This is a genomic window from Pseudomonas sp. FME51, assembly GCF_014897305.1.
The window spans coordinates 143,553-169,819 of sequence record NZ_JABUYN010000004.1; the positions used below are offsets into that span (position 1 = coordinate 143,553).

The 26,267-nt window shown below is 60.7% G+C and carries 23 protein-coding genes; 19 read left to right on the forward strand and 4 right to left on the reverse strand.

Translation table 11 applies throughout. The features are described from left to right. Positions 1-4: 4 nt before the first annotated feature. The 9 genes from pepP (at position 5) to mgtE (ending at position 13,032) form a co-directional block, all read left to right on the forward strand. Positions 5-1,345: a Xaa-Pro aminopeptidase gene (gene pepP / locus INT39_RS08960; protein ID WP_193073563.1), complete on the forward strand. Its 1,341-nt coding sequence runs from the start codon at positions 5-7 to the stop codon at positions 1,343-1,345. Further along, positions 1,342-2,535, forward strand: a complete 1,194-nt coding sequence (ubiH, locus tag INT39_RS08965) for a 2-octaprenyl-6-methoxyphenyl hydroxylase (RefSeq protein WP_319021338.1) — start codon at positions 1,342-1,344, stop codon at positions 2,533-2,535. The genes pepP and ubiH overlap by 4 nt, the downstream gene beginning before the upstream one ends. A 22-nt stretch (positions 2,536-2,557) precedes the next feature. Continuing rightward, on the forward strand, positions 2,558-3,811 hold the full coding sequence (locus INT39_RS08970; protein WP_193073564.1) for an FAD-dependent monooxygenase: 1,254 nt from the start codon (positions 2,558-2,560) through the stop codon (positions 3,809-3,811). Between the two features lie 94 nt (positions 3,812-3,905). Further along, positions 3,906-4,907 carry an extracellular solute-binding protein gene (locus tag INT39_RS08975; protein ID WP_193073565.1) on the forward strand — a complete coding sequence of 334 codons (1,002 nt, stop codon included), beginning with the start codon at positions 3,906-3,908 and terminating at the stop codon, positions 4,905-4,907. Positions 4,908-5,025: 118 nt separating this feature from the next. Further along, complete coding sequence (locus INT39_RS08980; RefSeq protein ID WP_413468914.1) at positions 5,026-6,639, forward strand: ABC transporter permease; 1,614 nt, start codon at positions 5,026-5,028, stop codon at positions 6,637-6,639. A gap of 92 nt (positions 6,640-6,731) precedes the next feature. After that, a complete protein-coding gene (gene gcvT / locus INT39_RS08985; RefSeq protein ID WP_193073566.1) occupies positions 6,732-7,817 on the forward strand; it encodes a glycine cleavage system aminomethyltransferase GcvT in 1,086 nt (361 codons plus the stop codon). An 80-nt stretch (positions 7,818-7,897) separates the two neighbouring features. After that, a complete protein-coding gene (gene gcvH / locus INT39_RS08990) occupies positions 7,898-8,278 on the forward strand; it encodes a glycine cleavage system protein GcvH (protein ID WP_193073567.1) in 381 nt (126 codons plus the stop codon). 94 nt (positions 8,279-8,372) lie between these two features. After that, positions 8,373-11,267, forward strand: a complete 2,895-nt coding sequence (gene gcvP, locus INT39_RS08995; RefSeq protein WP_193073568.1) for an aminomethyl-transferring glycine dehydrogenase — start codon at positions 8,373-8,375, stop codon at positions 11,265-11,267. Positions 11,268-11,409: 142 nt separating this feature from the next. After that, a complete protein-coding gene (gene mgtE, locus INT39_RS09000) occupies positions 11,410-13,032 on the forward strand; it encodes a magnesium transporter (protein WP_193073569.1) in 1,623 nt (540 codons plus the stop codon). A 4-nt stretch (positions 13,033-13,036) separates the two neighbouring features. On the opposite strand, the gene INT39_RS09005 is transcribed toward mgtE, so the two are convergent. Beyond that, a complete protein-coding gene (locus tag INT39_RS09005) occupies positions 13,037-13,552 on the reverse strand; it encodes a glycine cleavage system protein R (RefSeq protein ID WP_193073570.1) in 516 nt (171 codons plus the stop codon). Positions 13,553-13,686: 134 nt separating this feature from the next. On the opposite strand from INT39_RS09005, the gene INT39_RS09010 reads away from it, so the two are divergent. Continuing rightward, complete coding sequence (locus INT39_RS09010; RefSeq protein ID WP_193073571.1) at positions 13,687-14,880, forward strand: class I SAM-dependent rRNA methyltransferase; 1,194 nt, start codon at positions 13,687-13,689, stop codon at positions 14,878-14,880. Positions 14,881-14,974: 94 nt separating this feature from the next. On the opposite strand, the gene INT39_RS09015 is transcribed toward INT39_RS09010, so the two are convergent. Beyond that, positions 14,975-15,631, reverse strand: coding sequence for an HAD family hydrolase (locus INT39_RS09015; RefSeq protein ID WP_193073572.1), 657 nt, complete (start codon positions 15,629-15,631; stop codon positions 14,975-14,977). Between the two features lie 144 nt (positions 15,632-15,775). Between INT39_RS09015 and rppH the strand changes: the two genes are divergently transcribed. Further along, positions 15,776-16,267 (forward strand): RNA pyrophosphohydrolase, encoded by a 492-nt coding sequence (gene rppH, locus INT39_RS09020; RefSeq protein ID WP_193073573.1) that lies wholly within the window; start codon positions 15,776-15,778, stop codon positions 16,265-16,267. 2 nt (positions 16,268-16,269) lie between these two features. Next, positions 16,270-18,537 carry a phosphoenolpyruvate--protein phosphotransferase gene (gene ptsP / locus INT39_RS09025; RefSeq protein WP_193073574.1) on the forward strand — a complete coding sequence of 756 codons (2,268 nt, stop codon included), beginning with the start codon at positions 16,270-16,272 and terminating at the stop codon, positions 18,535-18,537. A gap of 12 nt (positions 18,538-18,549) precedes the next feature. Here the strand turns inward: ptsP and INT39_RS09030 are convergent, their stop codons facing one another. Next, positions 18,550-19,296, reverse strand: coding sequence for an NRDE family protein (locus tag INT39_RS09030; protein ID WP_193073575.1), 747 nt, complete (start codon positions 19,294-19,296; stop codon positions 18,550-18,552). Between the two features lie 173 nt (positions 19,297-19,469). Between INT39_RS09030 and INT39_RS09035 the strand changes: the two genes are divergently transcribed. From INT39_RS09035 to INT39_RS09065, 7 genes are all read left to right on the forward strand, one after another. Further along, positions 19,470-20,252 carry a sulfite exporter TauE/SafE family protein gene (locus tag INT39_RS09035; RefSeq protein WP_193073576.1) on the forward strand — a complete coding sequence of 261 codons (783 nt, stop codon included), beginning with the start codon at positions 19,470-19,472 and terminating at the stop codon, positions 20,250-20,252. A 9-nt stretch (positions 20,253-20,261) separates the two neighbouring features. Continuing rightward, a complete protein-coding gene (lgt, locus tag INT39_RS09040) occupies positions 20,262-21,068 on the forward strand; it encodes a prolipoprotein diacylglyceryl transferase (protein ID WP_193073577.1) in 807 nt (268 codons plus the stop codon). Next, entirely contained in the window at positions 21,052-21,846 is a 795-nt protein-coding gene (locus INT39_RS09045; RefSeq protein ID WP_193073578.1) for a thymidylate synthase, read from the forward strand. The genes lgt and INT39_RS09045 overlap by 17 nt, the downstream gene beginning before the upstream one ends. A gap of 85 nt (positions 21,847-21,931) precedes the next feature. After that, positions 21,932-22,705 carry a ParA family protein gene (locus tag INT39_RS09050; protein ID WP_193073579.1) on the forward strand — a complete coding sequence of 258 codons (774 nt, stop codon included), beginning with the start codon at positions 21,932-21,934 and terminating at the stop codon, positions 22,703-22,705. A gap of 38 nt (positions 22,706-22,743) precedes the next feature. Continuing rightward, positions 22,744-23,259, forward strand: a complete 516-nt coding sequence (locus INT39_RS09055) for a dihydrofolate reductase (RefSeq protein WP_193073580.1) — start codon at positions 22,744-22,746, stop codon at positions 23,257-23,259. Between the two features lie 77 nt (positions 23,260-23,336). Then, positions 23,337-23,708: a DUF1090 domain-containing protein gene (locus INT39_RS09060; RefSeq protein WP_193073581.1), complete on the forward strand. Its 372-nt coding sequence runs from the start codon at positions 23,337-23,339 to the stop codon at positions 23,706-23,708. A 322-nt stretch (positions 23,709-24,030) separates the two neighbouring features. Continuing rightward, the gene (locus tag INT39_RS09065; protein ID WP_193073582.1) at positions 24,031-24,390 is read left to right on the forward strand and encodes a DUF1090 domain-containing protein; all 360 of its coding nucleotides are present in this window, start codon (positions 24,031-24,033) and stop codon (positions 24,388-24,390) included. 25 nt (positions 24,391-24,415) lie between these two features. On the opposite strand, the gene ilvD is transcribed toward INT39_RS09065, so the two are convergent. Next, entirely contained in the window at positions 24,416-26,254 is a 1,839-nt protein-coding gene (ilvD, locus tag INT39_RS09070; RefSeq protein ID WP_193073583.1) for a dihydroxy-acid dehydratase, read from the reverse strand. Positions 26,255-26,267 lie beyond the last annotated feature (13 nt).

The window sequence follows — 26,267 nt, forward strand, 5'->3', positions numbered from 1 at the left end:
GCCCATGCACATTAGCAAGCAGGAATACGCCCGTCGTCGCAAGGCGCTGATGGCGCAGATGGAACCCGGCAGCATCGCCATTCTGCCGGCTGCACTGGTATACATTCGCAATCGGGACGTCGAGCATCTGTACCGACAGGACAGCGACTTCCAGTATCTGACCGGCTTTCCCGAGCCGGAAGCGGTGGCGGTACTGATACCGGGCCGCGAGCATGGTGAATATGTGCTGTTCTGCCGGGAAAAGGACAAGGAGCGTGAGCTCTGGGACGGCTATCGGGCCGGCCAGGAAGGCGCTGTCGCGGCCTATGGTGCGGACGATGCCTTTCCCATCAGTGATATCGATGACATTCTCCCCGGCCTGATCGAAGGTCGCGAGCGGGTGTATTACGCGGTGGGCGTGAACCAGGAGTTCGACATGCGCCTGACGGGCTGGGTCAATACCATTCGCAGCAAGGCGCGACTGGGCGCCGAGCCGCCGAAGGAATTCATCGCCCTGGACTACCTGCTGCATGACATGCGCCTGTACAAGAGTGCGGCGGAGATTCGTGTCATGCAGGCCGCCGGTGATATTTCCGCCGAGGCCCACACCCGCGCCATGCAGGTATGCCGCCCGGGCATGTATGAATATCAACTGGAAGCCGAGCTGCAACACACCTTCATGCGCCACGGCAGTCGCTCGCCGGCCTATGCGTCGATTGTTGCCGCTGGCCGCAATGCCTGCATCCTGCATTACACCGAGAACACCAGTCAGATCCGCGACGGCGATCTGGTACTGATCGATGCGGGTTGTGAACTGGACTGCTATGCCAGTGACATTACCCGCACCTTTCCCGCCAACGGCCGCTTCAGCCCTGAGCAGCGTGCCATCTATGACATAGTGCTCAAGTCCCAGGTCGCCGCGTTCGCGGTAATCGGCCCCGGTCGTGACTGGAACGAAGCCCATGATGCGACCGTGCGGGTGATCACGGCCGGGCTGCTGGAACTGGGTCTGCTCAGTGGTGATCTGGAAGAGCTGATCGTCAGTGGCGCTTACCGCCCATTCTATATGCACCGCGCCGGACACTGGCTGGGCATGGATGTGCATGATGTTGGTGAATACCGGGTGGGCGGTGAGTGGCGGGTCCTGGAGCCGGGCATGGTGCTGACCGTGGAGCCGGGTATCTATATCGCTCCGGACAACGAGGATGTACCGCTCAAATGGCGCGGTATCGGTATCCGTATCGAGGATGATGTGGTGGTCACCCGCGAAGGTCATGATGTACTGACCGGCAATGTACCGCGCGAAGCGGATGAGATTGAAGCGCTGATGGCGCGCGCCCGTGCCGTAACGGATGCACTTGCGTGACTATCAGCCTGAATATCGTCGGCGGCGGCATGGTCGGCGCCAGCCTCGCCCTGGGGCTGCAGGACTGCGCCCGGGAAGCCGGCTGGAAGATTCGTCTGATCGAGGCCCAGCCGCCGGTCAAGGGTGGCTGGCAGCCAAGCTACGACAATCGTTCCACGGCGCTGTCCCACGGCAGCCGGCGGCTGTTCGAGCGGTTGGGTATCTGGACTGATCTGGCCCGACGTGCAGAGCCGATTCGGCAGATTCACATATCCGATCAGGGGCATCCCGGTTCGGCCCTGATGCATGCCGCCGACGAAGGTGTGCCAGCGTTGGGCTATATCGTCGAGAATGCCTGGTTGGGCGAAGTGTTGCTTGGCTCGCTGGATCATCAGGCGATTGAATGGTTGGCGCCAGCACGGGTGGCGCATGCCAGGCCCCAGCCGGGCGGCTATTCACTGGATCTGCAGACCCCGGACGGCCCGCAGCAGTTATCCTCGGACCTGCTGATCATCGCCGACGGCGGGCGTTCCGGGCTGCTTGAGCAGCTGGGAATCCAGCGCAAGGTCAACCCCTATCAGCAGGTGGCGGTGATTGCCAACATCACCTCGGCGGGTGGGCACGCGGGGGTGGCTTACGAGCGCTTCACCGAGAGCGGACCCTTGGCGTTGCTGCCGTTGTCCGGGCAGCGCAGTGCGCTGGTCTGGAGCCTGCCGGTGAATATTGCCGACGCCGTCGCCGCCCTGCCGGATGCCGAGTTCCTGCAACGTTTGCAGGCAGCGTTCGGCTTTCGCATGGGCGCACTGACCAAGGTGGGTGAGCGCGCCAGCTATCCTCTGAACCTGATCGAGGCCGAAGAGCAGGTGCGCTCGCATCTGGTGGTGCTCGGCAACGCCGCACACAGTCTGCATCCGATTGCCGGGCAGGGATTCAACCTGTCTCTGCGTGACGCCATGGCATTGGCCGATAGCCTGTTGCAGGCTCAGCGCGAACAGCGTGATCCTGGCTCACTGGCGGTGCTGCAGAGCTATATCGACGGTCAATATGCTGATCAGACGGCCACGGTCGCCTTCAGTCACTACCTGACCGAATTGTTCAGTAACCGCAACTCTGCACTGGTGGCAGGCCGCAATGCCGGGCTGCTGGCGCTGGATCTTCTGCCGCCGCTCAAGAGCCTGTTTGCTCGTCAGGGCATGGGTTTGCGCGGCTGAGCGACATTTTTTCGGAGGCGCCATGGCGCAGCAGTTTGATCTGATTATTGTGGGTGCCGGTATGGTTGGTGCGACGCTGGCGCGAGCCCTGGCGGATACCTCCCTGCGGGTGGCGGTGCTGGATGCCATGCCGCTGGATCAGCCGCTGCCGGCGCGCACCACTGAATCAGGCTATGACCCGAGAGTAAGTGCGCTGAGCGCTGCTTCTGAGAATATCCTGGCGAATCTTGACGCCTGGCAGCGTATCGCGCCGGACCTGCGCAGCCCCTATCGCTATATGTGCGTGTGGGACGGCGAAGGCACTGGCGAGATCCGCTTCGATGCCGGGGTGCTGGGTGAAAACCGGCTGGGCCATATTGTCGAGAATCGCCGCATTCAGCAGGCGCTGCTGGACAGCCTGGCCAGCACTGGCGTGACGCTGCTGGGTGGTCGGCGGGTGACGGAATTGGTGCGCGAAGAGGACGGCTGGCGTCTGAATCTGGAAAATGCCGAGGCGGTGCAGGCGCCGCTGATCGTGGCGGCTGATGGCGCGCGTTCACGCGTGCGCGAGCTGGCCGGATTTGCCATGCGTGAATGGGATTATCTGCATCATGCGGTGGTGACCACTATCCGTACCGAGCGGCACCACGGCGATACGGCCTGGCAATGCTTCCTGCCCACCGGTCCGCTGGCCTTTTTGCCGCTCAACCAGCGTGATGGCGGCCATTACTGTTCCATCGTCTGGTCACTGCTGCCCGAAGCAGCTGAGCGTGTCATGGCGCTGGATGAGGCGCAGTTTGCCAGCGAGCTGGAGCGTGCCTTCGAAGGGCGGCTGGGGCGGATCACTCAGGCCGATCAGCGCCACTGCATCCCGCTGCGCCAGCGCCATGCACGCCGCTACGTGATGCCGGGGCTGGCGCTTATCGGTGATGCGGCGCACAGCATTCACCCCCTGGCAGGGCAGGGTGTGAATCTGGGCCTGCTCGACGTCGCCGAGCTGACCGATGTGCTGGGTGCGGCGCTGAGACGCGGTGAAGATATCGCCAGCCTGCCGGTGCTGCAGCGCTACGAGCGCCGGCGAATGGGTGCCAATCTGTCGATGATGGCGGCGATGGAAGGCTTCGAGCGTTTGTTCCATGCCGATGCGTTGCCGCTGCGCTGGCTGCGCAACAGCGGTATGCAGTGGCTGAATGGGCAGGGCGCGGTCAAGGCAGGCATCATCCGCCGCGCTATGGGGCTCGGCGATAATCTGCCTGCATTGGCGCAACCGCCTGAATTGGGCGTGTACGGTGACTGAAAGAGGGTGCCGTGCTTTTTTCGGGCATACTCTGGATTTGCTTAATTAAAATCATTATCATCTAGGATCGCTTTTTCGAACCCGAGGCTATCCGATGTCCTTTACCCGTAATCTTGTTGCCCTGACCCTGGCCGCCACCGCTTTCACCAGCGTCGCGCAGGCCAAGGAGCTGGTGGTTTATTCCTCCCGTCAGGATCATCTGATCAAGCCGGTTTTCGATATGTACACTGAAAAGACCGGCATAGAGATCAACTTCATCACCGACCGCGAAGCCCCCTTGATGGCGCGTCTGCGTGCTGAAGGTGCCAACACGCCCGCAGACATGTTCATGACAGTGGACGCTGGCAACCTGTGGCAGGCCGAAGAGCAGGGCCTGTTCCGTGCGATGGAGTCCGACACCATCGAGCAGAACATCCCGGCGCACCTGCGTTCGAGTAATGACATGTGGACGGGGCTGTCGCTGCGCGCACGGACCATTGCCTACTCCACCGAGCGGGTCAACCCGGACGAACTGAGCACCTACGAGGCTCTGGCTGATGACAGCTGGAAAGGCCGCGTATGCCTGCGCACAGCGAAGAAGGTCTACAACCAGTCGCTGGTCGCCACCATGCTCGAATCCATAGGTGAAGAGAAAACCACAGACGTGATCAAGGGCTGGCTGGCCAACCTGGCGACGCCGGTGTTCTCCGATGACACAGCGCTGCTGAAGGCCATCGACGCCGGCCAGTGTGACGTGGGTATTGTCAACTCCTACTACTTCGGTCGTTTGCACAAGGCCGAGCCGGACGTTAAGGCCAAGCTGTTCTGGCCGAACCAGGAAGACCGTGGCGTACACGTCAACATCTCCGGTGCCGGCGTGACCAAGCATGCCAAGCAGCCCGAGGAAGCGCTCAAGCTGCTCGAGTGGATGACCACGGAGGAAGCGCAGCGCGTATTTGCCGACGTGAACATGGAATTCCCTGCCAACGCGGCGCTGGAGCCCTCCGCGGAAGTGGCTGCCTGGGGTGACTTCAAGGCAGACAACGTCAATATCGAAGTGGCCGGTCGGCGTCAGCCTGAGGCTATCATGCTGATGGATCGTCTGGGCTGGAACTGATCAGAATGCCGCAGGGATAAACCCGGCGGCCGCTTTTGCTTATATACTGCACGCCCGCCGTCTCCCGGCGGGTGTGTTCGTTTATAACTACAGGACGTTGTCAGTGCCCCTTCAATCCATCGCCCACAAAGTGCGCTGGCAGTTGGTTGCCTATGTCGCCGCCGGTCTGGTGCTCATGCCGCTGCTGGTTCTGCTGTTCAGTTGGCAGAATATCGACCATCAGATCTGGAGTCACCTGCTGCAGACGCAGCTGGGACAGCTGCTCGGTAACACACTGATATTGATTTTCGGTGTGGGGGCAGGCGTGATTCTGCTCGGGGTAAGCCTGGCCTGGCTTACCAGCCTGTGCGAATTCCCCGGTCGGCGCTGGCTGGATTGGGCATTGATGCTACCCTTCGCCGTGCCCGCCTATGTACTGGCCTTTGTCATGGTCGGTCTGCTGGACTTCTCCGGGCCGCTGCAATCACTGCTGCGAGACTGGTTCGGTCAGGACGTCCGCTTACCACCGATCCGCTCCACCGGCGGGGTGATCCTGACGCTGGTACTGGTGTTCTACCCTTACGTCTACATGCTCGCGCGCAGCGCCTTTCTGGCCCAGGGGCGCGGCTTGATGGAGGCGTCACGGATTCTCGGTCAGACGCCCTGGCAGGGTTTCTGGCGGGTGGCCATCCCCATGGCGCGCCCGGCGATCAGTGCCGGCACGGCCCTGGCGATCATGGAGACCCTGGCCGATTTCGGTGCGGTATCGGTATTCAACTACGACACCTTCACCACGGCCATCTACAAGACCTGGTACGGCTTTTTCAGTTTGCAAAGCGCTACCCAACTGGCCAGTCTGCTGCTGCTGTTCGTGTTTCTGGCACTGTTTGCCGAGCGCCACGCGCAGGGGCGCAGCAAGCGTTTTCCAGCCAACGACAAGCCGCGCAAAGGTGCACTCTATCGCCTGCAAGGGCCCCTGGGCTGGTTGGCCAGCGGCTACTGCCTGCTGATACTGTCGATCGCCTTCATCATCCCGGTGGGCCAATTGCTGTACTGGCTGCTGAGCAGCGGCATTGCCGATCTGGACAGTCGCTACTGGTCATTGATCCGCAACACCCTGATTCTCGGCGGCATCGCCGCCGGGCTGACGGTCAGCGTAGCCATTCTGCTGGTGTTGGCTCGGCGGCTGCAGCCGATCCGCCGGGTGCGCAGTGCCGTCGCCCTGGCCAACCTCGGGTATGCCTTGCCCGGCTCGGTGCTCGCCGTGGGCATCATGTTCTTCTTCAGCTACCTGGATAACCACATGGTGGTACCGCTGCAGAGCTGGCTCGGCATGACCAACCCGGCGCCCATTCTGCTTGGCAGCCTGTTTGCCCTGTTGCTGGCCTATCTGATCCGTTTCATGGCGGTGGCCTATGGGCCGCTGGATACGTCGCTGGCGCGGATTCGGCCGTCATTGCCGGAAGCGGCGCAGAGTCTGGGGCAGCCGGGCTGGGTCGTGTTCTGGCGCATCTATGTACCGCTGTTGCTGCCGGGCATCTTCAGCGCTGCACTGCTGGTGTTCGTTGATGTGCTCAAGGAGATGCCCGCTACGCTGCTGATGCGGCCATTTGGCTGGGACACCCTGGCGGTGCGCATTCATGCGTTGACCAGCGAGGGTGATTGGACCCGGGCATCACTCCCTGCGCTGACACTGGTGCTGGTGGGTCTGTTGCCGGTGATCGTATTGATCAGGCGTTCCGGGCGTCGTTGAGCAGCCCGGGTCGGTGATATCGGCAAAGACTGCAAAAGCCCCGGCTTTGTGACTACAATCAGGCACTGACCTGATCACAACAAGGAGTGCCCATGGCTTCGCGCACGCCGCTCTATGACAGTCACCTGGCCGCCGGCGCCAAGGTGGTCGATTTCGGGGGCTGGGACATGCCGCTGCACTACGGCTCCCAGATCGAGGAGCACCATCAGGTGCGCCGGGATGCGGGCATGTTCGACGTGTCACATATGGCGGTGGTGGATGTGACTGGCGCCGACGCCACAGCCTGGTTGCAATATCTGCTGGCCAACGATGTGGCGCGACTGAACGCGCCCGGCAAGGCGCTGTACACGGCCATGCTCAACACCGAGGGCGGCATTCTCGACGATCTGATTGTCTACCGCACCGAAGACGGTTACCGGCTGGTGCTCAATGCCGGCACCCGCAGCAAGGATCTGGCCTGGATGCAGCAGCAGGCCGACAATTTCTCCGTTACCATCACCGAGCGCGATGAGCTGGCCATGATTGCCGTCCAGGGCCCGCGCGCCCGAGAGCTGTGCGCCAGCATTGTCAGCGAGAGTCGTGCAGCGCTGATCTCCATTCTCAAGTCCTTCGAGGGACTGCCGGAAGGCACCTGGTTCATCGCCCGTACCGGTTACACCGGCGAGGACGGTTTGGAAGTCATGCTGCCAGCCGAGGAAGCGATGGCTTTCTGGCAAGCACTGAACGAGGCTGGTTGTAAACCATGTGGTCTGGGTGCCCGGGATACCTTGCGGCTGGAGGCGGGATTGAATCTATACGGTTCCGACATTGATGAGCGGACCTCGCCGCTGGCCGGCAACATGGGCTGGACCATTGCCTGGGAGCCGCAGGATCGTGACTTCATTGGTCGCCAGGCATTGGAAGCACAGCGTCAGGCTGGCGACCAACCCAAGCAGGTGGGCCTGGTGCTGAATGCGCGGGCGGTGTTGCGGGGTCACCAGAAAGTGATTGTGGATGGTGTTGGTGAAGGTGAAATCACCAGCGGCAGCTTTTCTCCCACGCTCGGCTGCTCCATAGCGCTGGCTCGGGTGCCGGCGGCCACCGGTGCGACCGCCAGTGTCGAGATTCGCGGCAAGTTGCTGGAGGTGCAGGTAATTCGCCCCGGCTTCGTGCGTAACGGCAAGAAAATATTCGAATGATTTGATGAGCCTGAACGCCCCGTCCGCGTCAGCGTGCAGTGGTGTTCAATGGAATGCTTCCCCCCACTGAGGAAATTGAAATGAGCGATACCCCCAGCGAATTGCGTTACGCCAGCAGCCATGAATGGACCCGTCAGGAAGCTGATGGCACGGTCACCGTGGGCATCACCAACCACGCCCAGGACGCACTCGGTGACGTGGTCTTTGTCGAGCTGCCGGAAGTCGGCCGCCAGGTTCAGGCCGGCGAGGAGTGTGCAGTGGTTGAATCGGTCAAGGCAGCCTCCGACATCTACGCGCCGGTGAGCGGTGAGGTGCTGGCGAACAATGAGGCGCTGGTCGATGCACCTGAGCTACTCAACAGTGATCCCTACGGTGCCGCCTGGCTGTTCAAGATCCAGCCTGCCGATGCCAGTGAGCTGGACCAATTGCTGGATGCCGAGGGTTACCAGGCAAGTCTTTGATACGCTGATAAACCGAATCCGTAGAGCCTGAAAGGCGCAGCCTGGCCCAGTGCAGTCGTCTTCAGAGGTTTCCACGCAGAAGAAGGTGAAACGTATGAGCCATACCCCAAGTCTCAGCGAGCTGGAGCAGCATGATGCCTTCGTCAGGCGGCATATCGGTCCGGACGCTGCCGAGCAGCAGAGCATGCTGGATGTGCTGGGGGTAACCTCGCTGGAAGAGCTGATCGGGCAGACTGTGCCGCAGAGCATTCGTCTTCCCTGCTCACTGGCATTGAGCGAGCCACGCAGCGAGGCGCAGGTGCTGGATTATCTGAAGTCGGTTGCCAGTCGCAACCGTGTCTTCACATCCTGCATCGGTATGGGCTATTACGACACCCTTACACCAACGGTGATTTTGCGGAACGTGCTGGAAAACCCCGGCTGGTATACGGCTTATACGCCCTATCAGCCGGAGATTTCCCAGGGCCGCCTGGAGGCGCTGCTGAATTTTCAGCAGATGACTCTGGATCTGACCGGCATGGAGCTGGCCAACGCCTCGTTGCTGGATGAGGCCACCGCGGCGGCGGAGGCTATGACGCTGGCGCGGCGAGTAGCGAAAAGCAAGAGCAATGTCTTCTTCATTGACGAGGACTGCCATCCGCAGACCATTTCGGTGGTGCGCACCCGCGCCGAGGCCTTCGGTTTCGAGTTGCTGGTGGATTCCGTCGATGTGCTGGAGCAGCACGAGGTATTCGGGGCGGTGTTTCAGTACACCACCACCTGGGGCGAGATACGTGACCTGCAGCCACTGATCCAGCAGGTGCAGGCGCAGCAAGGTCTGGCCTGTGTGGCGGTGGATCCGCTGAGTCTGGTACTGCTTACTCCGCCGGGTGAACTGGGCGCTGATGTGGTATTCGGTTCTTCCCAGCGCTTCGGCGTCCCCATGGGATACGGCGGTCCGCATGCGGCCTTCTTTGCTACGCGAGATGCCTACAAGCGGGCCATGCCCGGACGTATCATCGGCGTGTCGGTGGATACCCACGGCAACCGCGCCCTGCGCATGGCACTGCAGACCCGCGAACAACATATCCGTCGGGAAAAGGCCAACTCCAATATCTGCACCGCGCAGGTATTGCTGGCCAATATCGCCAGCTTTTACGCGGTCTATCATGGCCCCGCAGGGCTGAAGACCATTGCGCAGCGGGTTCATCGGCTGACCGGCATACTGGCGGCAGGACTGGAGCGTTGCGGGATCAAGCGCAGCAATCAGCACTTCTTCGATACCCTGACGCTGAATGTCCCGGGCCAGGCTGGCACCATCGTCGGCCGCGCGCGTAGCCACGATATCAATCTACGACTGATTGATGCCGATCATCTGGGCGTCAGCCTGGATGAAACCACCACAGCGGCGATCCTGGAAACCTTGCTGAGCTGCTTCACTGGGCAGGCGCACGGTCAGGATATGGCAGCGTTGGACCAGGCTGTGCGTGATGACGATAGCGGTATCCCGGCGCAGCTGCAGCGCCAGTCGGCGTTTCTGGTCCATCCGGTATTTAACCGGCATCATTCGGAAACCGCCTTGCTGCGCTATATAAAATCGCTGGAAAACAAGGATCTGGCGTTGAACCACGCCATGATTCCACTGGGCTCCTGCACCATGAAACTGAATGCCACCAGCGAGATGATCCCGATTACCTGGCCGGGGTTTGCACGTATGCATCCGTTCGCGCCATTGGCTCAGGCTGAAGGTTATCGGGTAATGATCGACGAACTGGAAACCATGTTGCGAGCCATTACCGGTTTCGATGCCATCAGCATGCAACCCAACTCCGGTGCCCAGGGCGAGTACGCGGGGTTGCTGGCGATTCGCAAATACCATGAGGAGGCCGGTAATCAGCATCGTAATGTCTGCCTGATCCCGACCTCTGCTCACGGCACCAACCCGGCCTCGGCGATGATGGCCGGCATGCGGGTGGTGCTGATTGCCTGTGATGAACAGGGTAACGTCAATGTCGATGACCTGCGCAGCAAGGCGGCCGCCCACGCCGATGACCTGTCCTGTCTGATGATCACCTACCCCTCGACCCATGGTGTTTATGAAGAGGGCGTGCGGGAGATCTGCGATATCGTGCACCAGCACGGCGGGCAGGTGTACATGGATGGTGCCAACCTCAATGCCTTGGTCGGACTGGCGCGGCCGGCGGATTTCGGCGCGGATGTCTCGCACATGAATCTGCACAAGACCTTCTGCATACCCCACGGCGGTGGTGGCCCGGGTATGGGGCCGATTGGCGTGAAAGCCCACCTTTCGCCCTATGTCGCCAATCACATGGTGGTGCCGCTGGATGGGCCGAACCCGGAGAACGACGCGGTCAGCGCTGCACCCTGGGGCAGCGCCAGCATTCTGCCGATCAGCTGGACCTATATTGCGCTGATGGGCGCCAGCGGTCTGCGTCAGGCCACCGAGGTAGCGATCCTGAATGCCAACTATATCGCCCAGCGGCTCGGCGAGGCCTACCCGGTGCTTTATAGTGGGCGGAACGGCCGGGTCGCCCATGAATGCATCATCGACATACGGCCACTCAAGGCGGCGTCGGGCGTTTCCGAAGAAGATATTGCCAAGCGCTTGATGGACTTCGGCTTTCACGCGCCGACCATGTCGTTCCCGGTGCCGGGTACCTTGATGATCGAGCCTACTGAAAGCGAGTCCAAGGCGGAACTGGACCGCTTCGTCGATGCCATGCTGACCATCCGCAGTGAGATCGCCCAGGTGGAGAAGGGCCAGTGGGGTGCCGAAGACAACCCGCTGTACCATGCGCCGCATACTCTGGCTGACATCATGGGGGATTGGCAGCGCGGTTATTCCCGGGAGCAGGCGGTATTTCCGCTGGATTGGGTGGCAGCCAACAAGTTCTGGCCCGCAGTGAACCGCATCGACAACGTCTACGGTGATCGCAACCTGTTCTGTGCCTGCCCGCCACTGGAAGACTGGGCCGAAGATCAAAGCTGACCGCGCTGGCAGAGACGAGGGTCGACCCGGCTATCATGGGCGGGTCCGACCGCTGCGGTATTTCAGTATCCCACCATCACTTCCGTGTAACCTATACGGCTTGCCGTGCGTCAACCGAATCACCGCCTGATGGAAATATGCCATGAGTGAAGAAGCCCTGTCCGCTGCCGAAACCCAGGAATCCGTTGTCGATGCGCTGGCCAGGGGCAAGTTCAAGCGTGTGCGGCGCATTCTGCGCGAGCTGACCGCGGCGGAGGTTGTCGAACTGCTGAATCATCTGGATCCCGAGCAGCAACAGCTGGTGTGGAACCAGATTGGGGATGAAGAGGAGCCGGGCATTCTGGCGGTGTTGGACCCAGCACTGGCAGAGCGTCTGCTGACCAACAGCGATGACCATCCGGATAGCCTGGAGCCGGAAGCGGAAGACGAGGAAGATATCAGCCCGATCGCCCAGGTGCGCGAGGCGCTGGATGCGGGTCGATTCAAGCGGGCGTTGAAGATTCTCGGCAAGCTGCATCCGTCGCAGGCAGCCGGTCTGCTGGAAGCACTGCCGCCGGCCGAGCGCAGCAGTATCTGGTCGCGGTTGGACAGCGCCAGGGCAGGGCAGATTCTGGTCCACCTGCGCGAGGAAGTGCGCGCCGGCTTGGCAATGGAAATGTCCGACGCCGAGCTGCTGGACGCGGCCCATCAGCTCGATCTTGATGACTTGGTGGATCTTATTCAGGCGCTGCCGTTTGGCCCGGGTCGGCAGCTGTTGCTGTCCATGGATGTCAAAACACGTCAGCAGTTGGCGGACATGCTGTCCTATCCGGAAGAGTCCGCCGGTGGTCTGATGAACATCGACCATATCTCCGTGCGCGCTGATGTTCGGGTCAGCTCGGTGCTGCGCTACCTGCGCCTGCTGGAAGATCTGCCCGATCACACCGACAAGCTGATGGTGGTTGATCGTGATAATCGCTATCTGGGCGTGCTGCGGCTGAGTCGGTTGGTCACCAGCCCGGCTGATGGCCTGGTCAGTGATGTGATGGATGGCGACTTCAAAGCGCTGGATGTGCTGATGAGCAGTCAGGACGTACAGCGCCAGTTCGAAGATCTGGACATGCTGTCGGCGGCGGTCACCAGCCCGGATGGTGTCCTGCTTGGGCGCATCACAGTGGATGACGTGATGGACAGCATTCGTGATGATTCCGAGCGGGCGATCATGGGTATGGCCGGTCTGGATGACGAGGCTGACATGTTCGCACCTGTGTTGACCAGTACCCGCCGCCGTTCCGTCTGGCTGGGGTGCAATCTGATCACCGCCTTTCTGGCCGCCTCGGTGATCGGCCAGTTCCAGGGGGCGTTGGAACAGATAGTCGCCCTCGCGGTGCTGATGCCGGTCGTCGCCAGTATGGGCGGAATTGCCGGCAGTCAGACCCTGACTCTGGTGATCCGAGGGCTGGCGCTGGGCCAGGTGGACACCGGTAACCTCAAGGTATTGCTGGTCAAGGAACTGGGCATCGGCACGCTCAATGGCGTGTTATGGGCGGTACTGGTTGCTGCTGTGGCTATACTCTGGTTCGGCAGTCTGGGGATCGGCTGGGTGATTGGTCTGGCGATTCTGATCAATCTGGTCTGCGCGGTCCTGGCCGGGCTGCTGATCCCGCTGATTTTACGCCGTTTTGGCATCGACCCGGCGCTGGCCGGCAGCATGGTGTTGATGGCAGTCACCGATGTGGTGGGGTTCTCCTCCTTCCTCGGTCTGGCTACGATATTTCTGCTGTAGCCGGTCAGGGTACATCGTTCAGTTCCACCATCAGGTCATCGGCCAGATTTTCCAGGTCGGCGCGCAACGCGTCGGCGTCGGTCTGAGGTAGCAGACCCAATCGGGCGTTGGCGCGAAACAACAGGTCGGCGCTCATCGGAGCGGGTTCGCAACTGGTGTCCAGTTGTTCGACATTCACCCCGTGACGCGCCAGCACGGCGGACACTTCATGTACGATTCCCGGACGATCATTGCCCACCAGGCTGAGCATCAGCGTCGCCATCGGCTGATCATCGGCCTGGCTGCTGACCGCCAACTGGATATTCATTCCTCCGCTACTCATGTTTTCCAGCTCGGTGCGCAGTGCCTCGACCTGGGCGGCGGGCACGTCAACCCGCAGGATTCCGGCGAACTGCCCGGCCATCCGTGCCATGCGGCTATCCAACCAGTTGCCCCCATGCCGAGTGATGACCTGTGCCAGGCTCTCCACGAGGCCGGGCTTGTCAGCGGAAATTACGGTGAGAATCAGCGGGATGGTCATGGGCACGCTCCAGGTTTGTTATTGTCAGATGATCGGGGCCGGATTGCTCAGTGTAGTCGGAGACTGAGTGCTGCGGCGTCTGTATACTGCCGCACCGGCGGAATGTTCCAGCCAGCAATATTCAGGAGTTCGTGATGAGTCTGCCCAGCCTGCGCCTCAAGACCAACAGTGATCGTCGAATCAAGGGTGGCCACCTGTGGGTCTTCAGCAACGAAGTCGATATCGCCCAGACCCCACTTACCGCCTTGGAAGCGGGACAGGAAGTCCAGCTCGAGACTACCTCCGGCAAGGTGCTGGGTCTGGCTACCGTCAGCCCGGACAACCTGATCTGTGCGCGCCTGCACAGCCGCGATGCTGCGCATTCGCTGGACAAGTCGCTGCTGGTGCACCGCATCAAGATTGCTCTGAGCCTGCGGGAAAAACTCTTCGACAAGCCGTTCTACCGTCTGGTTTATGGTGAGTCTGACCTGTTACCTGGCCTGGTGGTGGACCGTTTCGGTGACTACCTGGTAGTGCAGGTTACTACCCCCGGGATGGAGCGGGTACGTGGTGAGGTCATCGAGGCACTGGTTCAGGTTCTGGCCCCTGCGGGCGTGCTGTTCAAGAACGACGGTGCGGCACGCAAGGCGGAGAAACTCGACTCCTACATCGAAGTGGCTTTCGGTGAGGTGCCGGAGCGAGTGGCGCTGGAAGAGAATGGCGTGGCTTTCGAAGCGCCGGTACATACCGGTCAGAAAACCGGCTGGTTCTACGACCATCGCATGAACCGCGCGCGGCTGGCTCCCTACGTCAAGGGCAAGCGGGTGCTGGATCTGTACAGCTACATTGGCGGTTGGGGCGTACAGGCAGCGGTATTCGGTGCCAGTGAGGTCATGTGCGTGGACAGCTCTGCTCCGGCGCTGGATCTGGTTGAACATAACGCTTCACTGAATGGCGTGGCGGAAAAAATGTCCGTGGTCGAAGGCGACGTTATGGACGCCCTGCGCGAACTGAAGGGCGCCGGTGAAAAATTCGATGTGGTGATTGCCGATCCGCCAGCCTTCATCAAGAAGCGCAAGGATGTTCGCAATGGCGAAAATGCCTATCGTCGCCTGAACGAACAGGCCATGCGTCTGCTCAACAAGGACGGCATTCTGGTGTCAGCCTCCTGCTCCATGCATCTGGCGGAAAACAGCCTGCGCGATATCCTGTTGGCCGGCAGTCGGCACCTGGATCGGCATCTGGTCATCGCCGAACGGGGTTTTCAGGGTGCCGATCACCCGCTGCATCCGGCCATTCCGGAAACCGGTTACATCAAGAGCTATTTCTGCCGGGTGCTGCCGGTCTGACGGGAGGCAACGCGTCCCGTTGAACTGAAACCCTTATGAAAAGGCCCCGGCAGGAGAAAACTGCCGGGGCCTTTTCGGTTTGTCGAGAGCAGGATCAGTCACGCAAACTGATGACGGGCCAGCCATGTTGCTGGGCATGGGCGCGCAACACATCATCCGGGTCGACGGCGACGGGCTTGTCGACTATTGATAGCAATGGCAGGTCGTTGCGTGAGTCGCTATAGAACCAGGCGTCGTCGAGATTATGCCCCGTCTCCTCCAGCCAGCGCTCCAGCCGGGTGATCTTGCCTTCGCGGAAGCAGGGGATATCGCAGGAGCGGCCAGTGTAACGTCCGTCGATCTCTTCACACTCGGAAGCCAGCATGATATCGATGCCATAACGCTTGCCAATGGGGCCGGCAACAAAGCGGTTGGTGGCGGTGATGATCATGGTGGTATCGCCAGCCTGCTCGTGACGGGCAATCAGCTCCAGCGCCTTGGGCAGAATGAAGGGCTCGATCTTTTCCTGCATGAACTGGGCATGCCACTCATTCAGCTGCTCTCGGCTATGCCGCCCCAGCGGCTCCAGGCAGAAGTCCAGATAATCGCTGACGTTCAGCTTGCCATCCAAGTAGTCATTGAAGAACTGGGTGTTGAGTTTGCCGTAGGTCTGCGCATCGACGATGTTGTGCGCAACGGCAAACTCTCCCCAGGCATTGTCACTGTCGGTGCCCAGTAGCGTATTGTCGAGGTCGAAAATGGCCAGTGCCACGGAATGCTCCTGTTATCGGTGTAGCGAAGCAGCAAGGATAATTCAGGCGCGGAATAAATGCTTGGGGAAGGGGGTGTTTATGCAATTGCTGGCACGCGCGTCTTTGTGGAACAATGCAGTGGACAACAAATAAGGATACTGGCAGTGATCGACTCCGACGGCTTTCGTCCCAATGTAGGCATTATCCTGACCAACGGGTTGGGTCAGGTGCTATGGGCCAGGCGCATCGGTCAGGAGGCCTGGCAGTTTCCACAGGGCGGAATCCATCATCATGAAAGCCCCGAGCAGGCGCTGTACCGTGAATTGCATGAAGAGGTCGGCCTGTTCCCCGAAGACGTTGAAATTCTGGCCTGCACCCGCGGCTGGCTGCGCTATCGTTTGCCGCAGCGCCTCATCCGCAGCCATTCCCAGCCTGTATGTGTTGGCCAGAAACAGAAGTGGTTCCTGCTGCGCCTGACCTGCGCTGATGAACGCGTATGCATGACCCGCACCGCCAAGCCCGAGTTTGATGGCTGGCGCTGGGTCAGCTATTGGTATCCACTGGGCCAGGTGGTGGCGTTCAAGCGGGATGTCTATCGCCGGGCAATGAAGGAGCTGGCGCCGCGTCTGCCGCTGAGTGAGCTGAGCGAATGCTGAACATGCTGAATACGCTCCGGCGTATTGTCCAGGAGGTCAATGCGGCCAAGGACCTCGCCTCGGCGCTGAACATCATCGTATACCGCGTGCGGGAAGCGATGGAGACCCATGTGTGTTCCGTCTACCTGCTGAATCCGGATACCGATCGCTATGAACTGATGGCCACCGAGGGCCTGAACAAGGATGCGGTTGGTGTCGTCAGCCTGGGCAGCAATGAAGGCCTGGTGGGCTATGTAGGTATTCGCGAAGAGCCAGTCAACCTCGAAGACGCCGCCGCCCATCCACGTTTCCGTTATTTTGCCGAAACCGGCGAAGAGCGCTATGCGTCCTTTCTCGGTGTGCCCATCATTCATCACCGACAGGTCATGGGTGTGCTGGTCGTTCAGGAGAAGGAGCGGCGTCAGTTCGATGAAGTGGAGGAATCCTTCCTCGTCACCATGAGCGCGCAGCTGGCCGGGGTCATCGCCCATGCCGAGGCTACCGGGGCGATGCGTGGCCTGGGCTGGGCTGGTGAAGTGATTCAGGATACTCGCTTCGATGCGGTCCCCGGTGCCCCCGGGGTGGCCATCGGGCGTGCTGTGGTGATGCTGCCGCCGGCGGATCTGAAGGCGGTGCCGGACAAGGAAGTGAAGGACATCGATGCGGAGATCGCCTTGTACCGCAAGGCGGTGGAGGCCGTTCATGCCGATATCAAGCGCCTGTCAGCCAAGCTCGCAGCCCAGCTGCGCCCTGAAGAGCTGGCCCTGTTCGACGTCTACCTGATGATGCTGGACGACTCCTCCCTGGGTAATGAGATCATCGCGGGTATCCGTCAGGGGCAGTGGGCTCAGGGCGCCTTGCGCGATGTCATCAATGCCCATGTGGCACGTTTTGAGCTGATGGATGACCCCTATCTGCAGGAGCGCGCTGCGGATATCAAGGATCTGGGCCGCAGATTGCTGGCCTGCCTGCAGGAAGCCGGACGTCAGCGACTGGTGTTCCCGAAAAAGACCATTCTGGTGGCCGAAGAGCTGACGCCGGCGATGCTCGGCGAAGTGCCCAAGGACAGGTTGGTCGGCCTGGTCTCGGTACTGGGCTCGGGCAGCTCGCATGTGGCGATTCTGGCGCGGGCCATGGGTATTCCCACGGTCATGGGCGCGGTGGATTTGCCCTACCTGCGCATGGACAAGCTGGAACTGATCGTCGATGGCAATGCCGGCGAAGTCTATTCCAACCCATCCCAGGAACTGCGCCGGCATTATCGCGAGCTGATCCGCGAAGAAATTGAGCTGTCCCACGGGCTGGAAAAACTGCGTGCTGAGCCCTGTGTCACTCTTGATGGCCACCGCGTGCCGCTGTGGGTCAATACCGGTCTGTTTGCCGATATTGCCCGCTCATTGGATCGTGGTGCGGAAGGGGTAGGGCTGTACCGCACCGAAGTGCCGTTCATGATTCTGGACCGCTTCCCCAGTGAGAAAGAGCAACAGGCCACCTATCGGGCCCAGCTGGAAGCCTTCCATCCGTTGCCGGTGACCATGCGCACTCTGGATGTCGGCGGTGACAAGGCCCTCAGCTACTTCCCGATCAAGGAAGACAACCCCTTCCTCGGTTGGCGCGGGATTCGTGTCACCCTGGACCACCCGGAAATCTTCCTAGTGCAGATTCGCGCGATGCTCAAGGCCAGCGAAGGGCTGGAAAATCTGCGCATCATGCTGCCGATGATCAGCAGCGTGACCGAAGTTGAGGAAGCATTGCACCTGATTCACCGCGCCCACAGCGAGGTGCTGGACGAGGGCATTACGGTTCCTATGCCTCCGGTGGGAGTCATGATCGAGGTACCGGCTGCAGTTTATCAGGCGCGGGATCTGGCGCAGCGCGTCGACTTTCTGTCGGTTGGTACCAACGATTTGACTCAGTATTTACTGGCAGTGGACCGCAACAACCCGCGGGTAGCGGATTTGTACCACTCGCTGCATCCGGCGGTGTTGCAGGCCTTGATGCTGATCGCCCGGGCCTGCAAGGAAGCCGGAAAACCGATGAGTGTATGCGGCGAAATGGCCGGCGATCCGGCGGCGGCGGTGCTGCTGCTGGCAATGGGTTGTGATGTGCTGTCCATGAACGCGACCAACCTGCCGCGGGTCAAATGGCTGCTGCGCCAGATCCGCCTCAGCGATGCTCAGGCGTTGCTCAACGAAGCGCTGACCCTGGATAATGCCTATCTGGTGCAGAGTATCCTGCATCTGGCGTTGCGCAGAATGGGACTGGGCAAAGTCCTCATGCCGGTGCGCTGAACAGCACCCTGTTCAGACATGCCAGCTGGAGCCGCCCTGATCAGTACCCTGCGGCCCGAAGCTCTGTTCCCGGAAGCTGATGTTTTGGTCGGCGTCGATGATCAGCAGGCTGCTGGCGCGTGTGCCGTAGTCTTCACCGAGAATGAAGGTCGCTGACAGGCGACGCTCCCATTCCAGGCTGACGCCGCTGTCGGGCAGCTGTGCGTCGGGGTATTCATTGCTGTCTTTGAGCAGATCCAGGAATGTCTCGCTGTCGGCACTGAGATTCGCTTCCAGGCGCTGACACAGCGTTTGCAATTTGGGCCAGGGGCTGTTCAGCGAGGCGTTCGACAGACCATAGATGCCCGGCTGTAGCGCATGTGCCTGGCGTTCTTCGCTGTTCAGGTGCCAGAGCTGGTCTGTCGTTCCGACCAGCAGATTGAAACCCGCATAGCCGTCGATATCGTCTGTCAGACTGCGCAGGTAATCCGCCGGTGACAGGTCGCCGGTCAGATAGTCCAGCACCAGTTTGCCCCGCGAACGCGGACCGGGACGTGCGCCGGGTGAGCGTATGTTGGTCAGCGCAGCGAAACGCCCATTGCGGGTTACCCCCAGCCAGGTGCCGCCAGCTTGAAGGTCCTTGCCGGCCAATAGCTCGGGATGACCTTCATCGGTCCAGAAGTTTGCCGCCCGTGTCGGCCGGGGGTGAAATTCGTCCCGATTGCCAAGTAATACCAACGGCCGCTCGGTAACTTGCCAGGCGAAAGCAATCAGACACATGGAGAAACCTCTTCAAAGCGCAAGGATGAAACGTCAACAGACCTAGTGTACCGACTTCCAGAGCGTGGCGTCTGGTTCGGCTGGGGGCAGCGGCGACGGTCAGTTTTCGATACACTAGCGCGCTGGCTCGCGGCGCGGCAACCAGTCGCAACCGAGGCAATGCGAGGAATGTAATGGAATTCATCATCTATCTGGTACTGGGCGGCTTTGCCGGCGTGATGGCTGGCCTGTTCGGCGTGGGCGGCGGCATGATCATCGTTCCGGTGCTGGTTTACAGTTTTGCGTTACAGGGCTTTGCTCCCGAGGTGCTGACGCATATGGCAGTAGGCACGTCCTTGGCCACCATTGCCTTCACCTCGATCAACTCGGTGCGTGCGCACAACAAGGTCGGTGCGGTGCGCTGGTCGTTGTTTCTTTGGATGGCCTTGGGCATTGTCTTTGGCAGCATCCTCGGCGCGCTTACCGCATCGATACTCAGCGGGCCCGTGCTGCAGAAGATCATCGGGGTGTTTGCCATCTGTGTGGCTATCCAGATGGCCTTCGAACTTCGACCCAAGGCTGCTCTGAGTGAGCCGGACAAGCCCAGTCTGGTTGTGGCCGGAGGCGTTGTCGGCTGGGCGTCGACCATCTTCGGTATCGGCGGTGGCTCGCTGACCGTGCCTTTTCTGGTATGGCGCAGTCTGCCGATGCAGCAGGCGGTGGCGACCTCGGCTGCCTGTGGTATGCCGATTGCCGTGGCGGGTGCGGTCAGCTTCATGTGGACTGGTTGGTCGACCGAGGCATTGCCTGATTGGAGTCTCGGGTATGTCTATCTGCCGGCAGTGATCGGCATTGCTGCAACCAGTGTATTCTTTGCCGGCTACGGCGCGCGGCTGGCTCATCGGCTGTCCCAACGCCTGCTCAAGCGGCTCTTTGCCCTGTTGCTGGTGTCGGTAGGCATCAATTTTCTACTTTAGAGAGCACCTATGCTGACTTATCCGCAGATTGATCCTGTTGCCCTCACACTTGGCCCGGTGCAGATTCACTGGTACGGCCTGATGTATCTCATCGGTATCGGCGGTGCCTGGTGGCTGGCCAGCCGTCGATTGAAGCGCTTCGACCCCAGTTGGACGTCAGAAACCCTATCCGATCTGGTGTTCTGGGTGGCGTTGGGGGTGATCGCCGGTGGGCGACTGGGTTATGTACTCTTCTATGATCTGGCCTCCTACCTGAACGACCCGTCATTGGTCTTGCAGATATGGAAGGGCGGTATGTCTTTCCATGGTGGGCTGGTCGGCGTGCTGTTGGCGGTGTTGTGGTTCTCCCGGCGTCATGGCAAGAGCTTCTTCCAGCTGATGGATTTCATCGCGCCGCTGGTGCCGATCGGCCTCGGTGCCGGGCGCATCGGCAACTTCATCAATGCCGAACTCTGGGGAAGGGCCAGCGATGTGCCCTGGGCCATGGTGTTTCCCACCGACCCGGCGCAGCTGGCGCGGCACCCGTCCCAGCTGTACCAGTTTGCCCTTGAGGGCGTGGCGCTGTTTGCCATCCTGTGGATCTATTCGCGCAAACCGCGCCCGACCATGGCGGTCAGCGGGTTGTTCGGCATCTGTTACGGGCTGTTCCGCTTCATCGTCGAGTTCGTCCGCGAGCCGGATGCCCATCTTGGCTATCTGGCCTTTGGCTGGCTGACCATGGGTCAGCTGCTGTGTATACCCATGATTCTGGCAGGCGCCGCGTTGATGTGGTGGGCCTACCGCAAAGAGGATGCAAGGCATGAAACAGTATCTTGAGCTGATGCGCCGGGTGCGCGAGTCCGGCACCTTCAAGAGCGATCGCACCGGCACCGGTACCTGGAGCGTATTCGGCCACCAGATGCGCTTTGATCTGGCTGATGGCTTTCCCATGGTCACGACCAAGAAATGCCACCTGAAATCCATCGTGCATGAGCTGCTGTGGTTCCTGCAGGGCGATACCAACATCCGTTATCTGAAGGAAAACGGCGTTTCCATCTGGGACGAGTGGGCCGATGAGAATGGCGACCTGGGGCCGGTCTACGGCTACCAGTGGCGCAGCTGGCCGGCGCCCAATGGCGAGTCGATCGACCAGATCAGCAAGCTGATCCAGATGATCAAGACCAACCCCGATTCCCGCCGGCTGATCGTCTCCGCATGGAACCCGGCGCTGGTGGACGAAATGGCGTTGCCGCCGTGCCACGCGCTGTTCCAGTTCTATGTCGCTGACGGCAAGCTGAGCTGCCAGCTGTACCAGCGCTCGGCGGATATCTTCCTCGGCGTGCCGTTCAATATCGCCAGCTACGCCCTGCTGACCCTGATGGTGGCGCAGGTCTGCGATCTGCAGCCTGGGGAGTTTGTCTGGACCGGCGGCGATTGCCACCTGTACGCCAACCATATCGAGCAGACTGATCTGCAATTGAGCCGTGAGCCCTATCCGCTGCCGACGATGCGGCTCAATCCCGAGATCAAGGACCTGTTTGCCTTCAGCTTCGAAGACTTCATCCTGGACGGCTATCAATCCCATCCACATATAAAGGCGCCAGTAGCGGTGTGATGTTGGGGTGGGTGGCGCATGTCATCGTACTGCAATAATTCCGTCATATGCTTGATCGGCTTATCTATGGCAGCGGAGTGCGGCAATGCGCAGGGTCATCTTCAACCAGAAGGGCGGTGTCGGTAAATCCAGCATCGCCTGTAATCTGGCGGCGATCAGCGCCGCCCAGGGCTATCGAACCCTGCTCATCGATCTCGATGCCCAGGCCAATTCCAGCCAGTACCTGACGGGGCTCACCGGCGCTGATATTCCCACCGGCATCGCCGAGTTCTTCCATCTGCTCCTCACCTCGGGTATTGCCGCGAAAAAAGCCAGGCCGCAGATCCTGGAAACCGCCTATCCCAATCTGCACCTGATCACCGCATCACCCGAGTTGGCGGACCTGCAGCCCAGGCTGGAGGCCAAGCACAAGATCAACAAGCTCAACCGACTGCTGGACAAGCTCGACGGTGATTACGAGCGTCTCTATATCGATACCCCACCGGCGTTGAATTTCTATTCCATCTCGGCGTTGATCGCGGCTGACCGTTGCCTGGTCCCGTTCGACTGCGACAGTTTCTCCCGCCAGGCGCTGTACGCACTGCTGGAGGAGATTGACGATATCCGCGACGACCATAATGAACGCCTGGAGGTTGAAGGAATCATCGTCAATCAGTTCCAGCCGCGGGCGGCATTGCCGCAGCAGATGGTCGCCGAGCTGCTGAAAGAAGGTCTGCCGGTTCTGCCGGTATACCTGTCGAGTTCGGTGAAGATGCGCGAGTCGCACCAGGCCTGCTTGCCGCTGGTGCACCTGGACCCCCGGCACAAGCTGACGCAGCAATTCGTCGCCCTGCATGACTATCTGGAAGCGGCCGGCTGACATTTGCCGCCCGGTGTGCGGAAAGGTATTCTGGGCCGATGAAAAACCATCTTCCGCTTTCCCTGATCGCCGCCTGCGCACATGACCGTGTGATCGGGCTGGACAACCGTATGCCCTGGCATCTGCCAGCGGATCTCAAGCACTTCAAGCAGACCACCTTGGGTAAACCCATCATCATGGGGCGCAAGACCTGGGACTCCCTGGGGCGACCCTTACCGGGCCGGCTCAATCTGGTGGTCAGCCGCCAGGCCGACCTGCAGCTCGATGGCGCAGAGGTATTCAGCGACCTGACTACCGCCATTGCCCGGGCCGACGCCTGGGCGCGGGAGCAAGGCGTAGATGAAATCATGCTGATCGGAGGCGGCCAGCTCTATGCCGAGGCGCTGCCATTGGCCGCACGCATCTACCTGACCCGGATCGACCTGGCGGTGGCGGGGGATGCCTTCTTTCCGGAATTCACTGGTTGGCAACTGATCGAGAGTGAAGCCCACGCCGCTGGGGAAACCACACCTGCTTACCGCTTCGAAACCTGGGTTCCCTCGGCCAGGAACTGATCGCTTGCCTGCACGGCTTGCGCTGGCGCTGGATTGTCTATGCTGATGGCAAGTGTCACATATACGGAGTAATGCTGATGAAGAAGGTCTTGCTGATAGCCCTGTTGCTCGTTACGCCGGTTCACGCAGATACCCCGGCGAATGATCCGGAAACCTGTGCCGACAAGGAGCAGCGCATCATGGAGCGGCTGCAGCGGGCTGAAGCCGCGAAGAACCAGGGGCAGGTGCGGGGCCTGAACAAGGCGCTGCAGGAAGTGCGCGACCACTGCACCGAGGAAGGACTGGCTGCCGAGCGGCAACGGCGTATCGCCGAGAGCGAGGCAGAGGTGGAAGAGCGCCGGGAGGATCTGGCTGAAGCGATCCGCGACGGTGATAAAAACAAGATCGAGAAGCGCGAGGGCAAGCTGGCCGAGGCCCTGAAAGAGCTGGACGAAGCCCAAGCGGAGTAATCGCGCGCCCTGTCTGAAGGAGGTTCAGCGTCGTCGCGCTCAACCTTCAGTATCGTCACGACCTGCTCAAGGCAGCTGGCTGAAGCCGGCCATAAATGGGAAATGTCGTATTGTTGTGCCCCCATGCGGACCGCTATTCTGCGTCCATGAAAGCCGTATTGCCACATTCCCCTATCGTCATTCGTGCCTGCCTCGTATCAAGCTGAGAGCAGCAGGCAATCCGTCTTTCCGGCAAGAAATTTGTCCTTGCGAAACCTGGATCAGGTCAGCCAACTGAGTAACTGTCCCGCTCCGATATCTGTATTCAACCATGGAGTGTCAAATGAAACGAGTGCTTTTTCTGGTCGGTAGTTTGGCTGTGGCGGGCTACGCGCAGGCTGGCTTTGGCGGCGGGTGCGCGATCAAGGAACAACGGATCGCCAGTAAGCTGGAATGGGCCAAGGCTGGAGGCCATCGGGGGCAGGTGCTTGGTTTGACCAGGGCGCTGGATAATGTGCGCAGGTATTGCAGAGACGACCTGAGGTATGGACGCTATGACGATATTGCCGATCGTGAAGCCGAGGTGGCAGAGCGCCGTGAGGAGTTGGCCGAGGCAAGGCGGGAGAGCCAGGAAAAGATTGAGAAGCGCGAGCGCAAGCTGGCCAGGGCTATGCGTGAGCTGGCGGAGATAAAAGCGGAGTAAGGAATACCCCGCTTTTACCAACCTGTCAGTCTTCCAGCATCGCCTTGTTGCGCACCGCACCCTTGTCGGCACTTGTGGCCAGCAGGGCGTAGGCCTTGAGCGCGGTGGACACCTTGCGTGGGCGTTTTTCAACCGGCTTCCAGCCTTTCTTGTCCTGCTCGATGCGACGGTGGGACAGTTCTTCGTCGGATATCTGCAGGTTGATGGTGCGGTTGGGAATGTCGATCAGAACGCGATCGCCTTCCTGTACCAGGCCGATGGCGCCGCCGGCAGCCGCTTCGGGGGAGGCGTGGCCGATGGACAGGCCCGAAGTGCCGCCGGAGAAGCGACCGTCAGTCAGTAGCGCACAGTCCTTGCCCAGCCCCTTGGATTTCAGGTAACTGGTCGGGTAGAGCATTTCCTGCATACCCGGACCGCCCTTGGGGCCTTCGTAGCGGATAATGACGATATCCCCGGCCTTCACTTCATCGGCGAGGATGCCGCGTACGGCGCTGTCCTGACTTTCGAAGATCTTCGCCGTGCCTTCAAACACCCAGATGGATGGATCAACACCGGCGGTTTTGACCACGCAGCCATCCAGTGCGATGTTGCCGTAGAGTACCGCCAGCCCGCCTTCCTTGTTGTAGGCATGCTCGACGCTACGGATACAGCCGTTTTCACGGTCCAGATCCAGGCTCGGCCAGCGGGTGCTCTGGCTGAAGGCGGTTTGGGTCGGGATGCCCGCAGGCCCCGCCTTGTAAAAGGTATGTACCGCTTCATCGGTGGTCTGGGTAATGTCCCACTTGGCGATGCCTTCGGCCATGGTCTTGCTGTGGATGGTGGGCAGGTCGGTATGCAGCAGGCCGCCACGGGCCAGTGAACCGAGAATGGCGAAGATGCCACCGGCACGGTGCACATCTTCCATGTGGTACTTCTGAATGTTCGGGGCCACCTTGCACAGCTCCGGTACTTCGCGGGACAGGCGGTCGATGTCGCGCAGATCAAATTCCACTTCGCCTTCCTGAGCGGCGGCCAGCAGGTGCAGGATGGTGTTGGTCGAGCCACCCATGGCGATGTCCATGGTCATGGCGTTTTCAAAGGCTTTGAAGTTGGCAATGTTGCGCGGCAGGACGGAGTCGTCACCGTCGCGGTAATAGCGTTCGGTCAGCTCGACGACAGTGCGCGCGGCCTGCAGGAAGAGTTGTTCACGGTCGGCATGGGTGGCCAGGACAGAGCCGTTGCCGGGCAGGGCCAGGCCCAGCGCTTCCATCAGGCAGTTCATCGAGTTGGCGGTGAACATGCCCGAGCAGCTGCCGCAGGTAGGGCAGGCGCTGCGTTCCACTTCGGCTACTTCTTCGTCGGTGGCGGATTCTTCAGCGGCGATCACCATGGCATCGACCAGGTTCAGTGGGTCCTTGGAGAGCTTGGTCTTGCCAGCTTCCATAGGGCCACCGGAAACGAATACCACCGGAATATTCAGGCGCAGGGCGGCCATCAGCATGCCGGGAGTGATCTTGTCGCAGTTGGAGATGCAGACGATAGCGTCGGCGCAGTGCGCGTTGACCATGTACTCCACCGAGTCGGCGATGATTTCGCGGCTGGGCAGGGAGTACAGCATGCCGTCATGACCCATGGCGATACCGTCATCCACCGCGATGGTGTTGAATTCCTTGGCGACACCACCGACCTTTTCGATCTCCCGGGCCACCAGCTGTCCCAGGTCTTTCAGGTGCACGTGACCGGGCACGAACTGGGTAAAGGAGTTGGCGATGGCGATGATCGGCTTTTTGAAGTCATCATCTTTCATACCGGTAGCGCGCCACAGAGCACGGGCGCCGGCCATGTTGCGGCCATGGGTGGATGTCTTGGAGCGATAATCAGGCATGGTGGTTTATCTC

Bases quoted from the DNA above. Each gene is read 5' to 3' on its own strand.
- INT39_RS09030 (WP_193073575.1), bottom strand. From the start codon at position 19,296: ATGTGTCTGATTGCTTTCGCCTGGCAAGTTACCGAGCGGCCGTTGGTA.
- INT39_RS09065 (WP_193073582.1), top strand. From the start codon at position 24,031: ATGAAACGAGTGCTTTTTCTGGTCGGTAGTTTGGCTGTGGCGGGCTAC.
- lgt (WP_193073577.1), top strand. From the start codon at position 20,262: ATGCTGACTTATCCGCAGATTGATCCTGTTGCCCTCACACTTGGCCCG.
- INT39_RS09055 (WP_193073580.1), top strand. From the start codon at position 22,744: ATGAAAAACCATCTTCCGCTTTCCCTGATCGCCGCCTGCGCACATGAC.
- INT39_RS09045 (WP_193073578.1), top strand. From the start codon at position 21,052: ATGAAACAGTATCTTGAGCTGATGCGCCGGGTGCGCGAGTCCGGCACC.
- INT39_RS08970 (WP_193073564.1), top strand. From the start codon at position 2,558: ATGGCGCAGCAGTTTGATCTGATTATTGTGGGTGCCGGTATGGTTGGT.
- INT39_RS09050 (WP_193073579.1), top strand. From the start codon at position 21,932: ATGCGCAGGGTCATCTTCAACCAGAAGGGCGGTGTCGGTAAATCCAGC.
- ptsP (WP_193073574.1), top strand. From the start codon at position 16,270: ATGCTGAATACGCTCCGGCGTATTGTCCAGGAGGTCAATGCGGCCAAG.
- pepP (WP_193073563.1), top strand. From the start codon at position 5: ATGCACATTAGCAAGCAGGAATACGCCCGTCGTCGCAAGGCGCTGATG.
- INT39_RS08975 (WP_193073565.1), top strand. From the start codon at position 3,906: ATGTCCTTTACCCGTAATCTTGTTGCCCTGACCCTGGCCGCCACCGCT.
- gcvH (WP_193073567.1), top strand. From the start codon at position 7,898: ATGAGCGATACCCCCAGCGAATTGCGTTACGCCAGCAGCCATGAATGG.
- INT39_RS09060 (WP_193073581.1), top strand. From the start codon at position 23,337: ATGAAGAAGGTCTTGCTGATAGCCCTGTTGCTCGTTACGCCGGTTCAC.
- gcvP (WP_193073568.1), top strand. From the start codon at position 8,373: ATGAGCCATACCCCAAGTCTCAGCGAGCTGGAGCAGCATGATGCCTTC.
- ilvD (WP_193073583.1), bottom strand. From the start codon at position 26,254: ATGCCTGATTATCGCTCCAAGACATCCACCCATGGCCGCAACATGGCC.
- INT39_RS09010 (WP_193073571.1), top strand. From the start codon at position 13,687: ATGAGTCTGCCCAGCCTGCGCCTCAAGACCAACAGTGATCGTCGAATC.
- gcvT (WP_193073566.1), top strand. From the start codon at position 6,732: ATGGCTTCGCGCACGCCGCTCTATGACAGTCACCTGGCCGCCGGCGCC.
- mgtE (WP_193073569.1), top strand. From the start codon at position 11,410: ATGAGTGAAGAAGCCCTGTCCGCTGCCGAAACCCAGGAATCCGTTGTC.
- INT39_RS09005 (WP_193073570.1), bottom strand. From the start codon at position 13,552: ATGACCATCCCGCTGATTCTCACCGTAATTTCCGCTGACAAGCCCGGC.
- INT39_RS09035 (WP_193073576.1), top strand. From the start codon at position 19,470: ATGGAATTCATCATCTATCTGGTACTGGGCGGCTTTGCCGGCGTGATG.